Consider the following 3585-nt stretch of genomic DNA (forward strand, 5'->3'; position numbering starts at 1 on the left):
CCCCGCCCGGGCGGCGAGCGCTGCGGCCAGCGGGACGCCCGTGCGGGCGTCGCCGATCACGTAGCCGCCGCCGTGCAGGTAGAGCAGCACGCCGGCGTCGTTCGCGGCCTGCGGCACGGCGACTTCCAGTGCCGGGACGCCGCTGAGCGTCGTCTCGGCCACGCGGGTGCCCTCCGGCAGCGGGAGCCGGCCGAACGACGTGTAGAAGGTACGGAGCTCGGCGAGCGAGTTCTGGTCCATGGTTCCCCTCGGTGCGCGAAGATAGATTCCATGGAAGCCAAACAAGATTCCACGGAATCTATTCCTCGGGCCGAGGGCGACCTCGACGGCGCGCGGCTGCTCGACGACCTCGTCCGGGTCGAGGTCCGGCTCTACACGCTGCTGGACGCGCGTCTGCGCGCCACGCACGGGCACGGGCTCGGCAGGTTCGACCTGCTGCGCGCCGTCGACGCGGTCCCGCGGTGCCGGGTGTCCGACGTGGTCCGGCGTCTCGGTATCACCGTCGGCGCGGCCAGCAAAGGCGTGGACCGACAGGTGCGGGACGGGCTGGTACGCAGGCAGGCCAACCCCGAGGACGGCCGGTCCTCGTTCCTGGAGCTCACGCCGGCCGGGCGGCGAGTGCTGGACGAGATGCTCCCGACCCTCGCCCGCGAGGCGGCCGACGCGCTGCGGGGCACCGGTGTGCCCGACGGCGACCTCGGGCAGCTCGCGCGGGTCCTCGCCGCCGTGCGAGGCGGGCTGGAGGCCGGGAGCGTGCGGTGAGGCGGTCGCCGTCGGGCAGCGGGCTGGTCAGCCCGTGAACAGCGGGATGACGCTCCGTACCGTCTGGAACAGGCCGTAGGCCAGCGGCACGGTCACCACGGCCCAGGTGAGGATCAGCCGGGGTACCTGGTTCGACGTCGGCTGCGGTGCCGGTTCGGGTGTCTGCTCGGCCATGGTCACACCTTTCCTTCGGCGAACTCGTCCGCGTGGCCCGGCCTCTCGTGGAACCGCGCCGCGACCGGGCGGACCAGGGCGTTGGCCACGAAGCCGACCGCGAGCACGGCCACCATGGTGAACAGCGCGGGCCGGTAGTCGGCCGCGACCAGCTCGCCCGGCGTGCCCTGGGCGTCCAGGAAGCCGTTGATGATCAGCGGCCCGGCGATGCCCGCGGCCGACCACGCGGTGAGCAGGCGGCCGTGGATCGCGCCCACCTGGTAGGTGCCGAACAGGTCGCGCAGGTACGCGGGCACGGTGGCGAAGCCGCCGCCGTAGAAGGACAGGATCACGGCCGCCACCAGCACGAAGATCACGGTGGACGTGTGGCCGACCGTCGCCAGGAGCACGTACATGATCATGCCGACGCCCAGGTACAGGACGTAGGTGGGCTTGCGGCCGATGTAGTCCGACGTGGAGGACCACACGAAGCGCCCCGCCATGTTGAACAGGGACAGGAACGCCACGAACCCGGCCGCCGTCGCCGGCGCGACCGAGGACATGCCGTCCTCGCGGAAGAAGTCCTGGATCATGGGCGCCGCCTGCTCCAGGATGCCGATGCCCGCCGTCACGTTGCAGAACAGCACGGTCCACAGGAACCAGAACTGCGGGGTCCGGATCGCGTTCGCCGCGGAGACGTTCGCGGTCGACACCATCGGCCTCGCCGCCACCGCGGCGGCGTCGAACCCCGCGGGCGTCCAGCCGGGCGGCGGGACCTTCACCGTGAACACGCCCAGCATCATCACCAGGAAGTACGCGATGCCCAGGGTCACGAAGAGCGAGGTGACGGCGCTGCCCGAGGCCACGGAGGTGGGGTCGGTGGGGTCGTAGCCGCTGTCGTAACCGGCCATGAGCTGGCGGGACAGGGGCGAGGCGATGAGCGCGCCGCCGCCGAACCCCATGATGGCCATGCCCGTGGCCAGGCCCGGCCGGTCGGGGAACCACTTGATCAGCGTGGACACCGGCGAGATGTAGCCGATGCCGAGCCCGATGCCACCGATGAAGCCGTACCCGACGTAGACCAGCCACAGCTGCGACGTGGCGATGCCGAGCGCCCCGACGAGGAACCCGGAGGCCCAGAAGCAGGCCGACGCGAACATCGCGGCGCGGGGCCCGGCCCGTTCCACCCAGGTGCCCAGCACGGCGGCCGAGAGGCCGAGCATGACGATGGCGATCGAGAAGATGACACCGATCGCGGTGAGGCTCGACTCGAAGTGGGCGACCAGCGCGCTCTTGTAGACGCTGGTGGCGTACGCCTGGCCGATGCACAGATGGATGGCCAGCGCGGCCGGCGGGATGAGCCACCTGCTGTAGCCGGGCTTTGCCACCGTGTGCTCGCGGTCGAGGAACGACAGCGCCATGCGCACCTCCTCGTGCTCAGGGGATCAGACGCACGAGGTGCGGTTTCTCCCGTTTGCGTGCGCACGCTACTGGCGCTGGATGCCCGGGTCAATGGTCTGCGCAGGCGCGGCCGGCTCAGTGCTGCGGGCTGCGCACGGCGGCCAGGAACAGCGGTAGGCGGGTCTCGGTGTGCGCGATCCGCAGCAGGTAGGGGCGGTCGACCGTCATACGGACGGCGGGCTCCTCGGGCATGGCGCTGGTCGCCTCGGCGGCGATCTCGGTGACGGCCGCCGCGACGGTGCCCTCCTCGTCCAGGTTCAGGTAGGCCTGCTGCAGCACCTGGCTCACCCGGAGCTGCTCGGCCGTGCTGATGCCCGACAGGTCGGGGGAGTCGTACAGGCCGGCGAGACCCGCCTGCTCCAGGGCCGGGGCCAGGTCGAGCGTGGGCGGCTCGAGCTCCAGCGTCGGCATGGTGAGCTCGACCACCTGGGGCGCGGCGTCGTCGAGCGCGGTGGTGAGGGCGGTCAGCGTCCCGGGGTCGACGTCGGCCGGGTCGGTGCCCTCCGGCGGCAGCAGGAGGTCCGCGTGGAACGCCTCGGCGTAGGGGAGGCGGACCGCGGCCCAGCCGTCGCTCTCGGCGTAGGCCCACGGCCGCGTGCCGCGCAGCATCTCGGTCGGGGCGGTGCCGCCCGGTCCGGTGAAGTCCTGGTCGCCGGTCGACGCCTCGTCGAACGGGCTCTGCCAGCGCGCCGCGAGCAGGATCGCGTTCTGCAGCACCAGGCGCAGCGACGGGTCGGGCTCGGTCGCCGACTCCTCGATCAGCCCGCCGGTGTGGTGGTTCACCCAGGAGTCGAGCACCTTCTTGCCCTCACCGCCGCCCAGGTCGGTGCGCTGCACGCCGGCGTCGAACGCGGACGCGAGCGCGTCGAGATAGTCCGGCTCGACGGTCAGCTCGTCGTCGAGCACCGCCTGGTTGGCCAGGTGCAGCACGGGGCGTTCGGGGAGCTCGTCGTCCTGCACGACGGCGGGGTCGCCGTCGTGCTTCGCCAGCTCGCCCTGCAGGGCGTTGTAGGCGGACGTGCGTTCCTCGCCGGCGGCGCCGAGCGCCGCGTCCAGGGTCGTGGCGGTCTCGCCGCGCGCCCCCTCGGCCAGCAGGGCCAGGGCGAAGGACAGGGACGCGGGGGAGACCAGGGCGTTCTCCTTCGGCTCCGCGGTCGCGCGCAGGGCGAGCAGGCCGAGCTCCTCGGTCGCGGCGACGGCGTCCGGCCC

Annotated in this window: 4 protein-coding genes and 1 pseudogene; 1 reads left to right on the forward strand and 4 read right to left on the reverse strand. The window is 72.5% G+C overall.

Annotated elements, in window-relative coordinates:
- Positions 1 to 240 (reverse strand): annotated as a pseudogene (locus PROKR_RS37355) (alpha/beta hydrolase); the annotation flags it as partial.
- 30 nt (positions 241 to 270) lie between these two features.
- Between PROKR_RS37355 and PROKR_RS10460 the strand changes: the two are divergent.
- The gene (locus PROKR_RS10460) at positions 271 to 762 is read left to right on the forward strand and encodes a MarR family winged helix-turn-helix transcriptional regulator (protein WP_084800368.1); all 492 of its coding nucleotides are present in this window, start codon (positions 271 to 273) and stop codon (positions 760 to 762) included.
- 27 nt (positions 763 to 789) lie between these two features.
- On the opposite strand, the gene PROKR_RS32635 is transcribed toward PROKR_RS10460, so the two are convergent.
- From PROKR_RS32635 to PROKR_RS10470, 3 genes are all read right to left on the reverse strand, one after another.
- A complete protein-coding gene (locus PROKR_RS32635; protein ID WP_157602004.1) occupies positions 790 to 936 on the reverse strand; it encodes an MFS transporter small subunit in 147 nt (48 codons plus the stop codon).
- A gap of 2 nt (positions 937 to 938) precedes the next feature.
- Entirely contained in the window at positions 939 to 2330 is a 1392-nt protein-coding gene (locus PROKR_RS10465) for an OFA family MFS transporter (protein WP_211240098.1), read from the reverse strand.
- 121 nt (positions 2331 to 2451) lie between these two features.
- The coding region (locus PROKR_RS10470) for a serpin family protein (RefSeq protein ID WP_211240097.1) at positions 2452 to 3585 on the reverse strand (1134 nt) is incomplete at its 5' end.

This window comes from Promicromonospora kroppenstedtii DSM 19349 (assembly GCF_000515355.1).
Taxonomy (GTDB): domain Bacteria; phylum Actinomycetota; class Actinomycetes; order Actinomycetales; family Cellulomonadaceae; genus Promicromonospora; species Promicromonospora kroppenstedtii.

What these genes read in the sequence shown, in the direction of transcription:
- PROKR_RS10460 (WP_084800368.1), top strand. Translation starts at nt 271, where the DNA reads ATGGAAGCCAAACAAGATTCCACGGAATCTATTCCTCGGGCCGAGGGC.
- PROKR_RS32635 (WP_157602004.1), bottom strand. Translation starts at nt 936, where the DNA reads ATGGCCGAGCAGACACCCGAACCGGCACCGCAGCCGACGTCGAACCAG.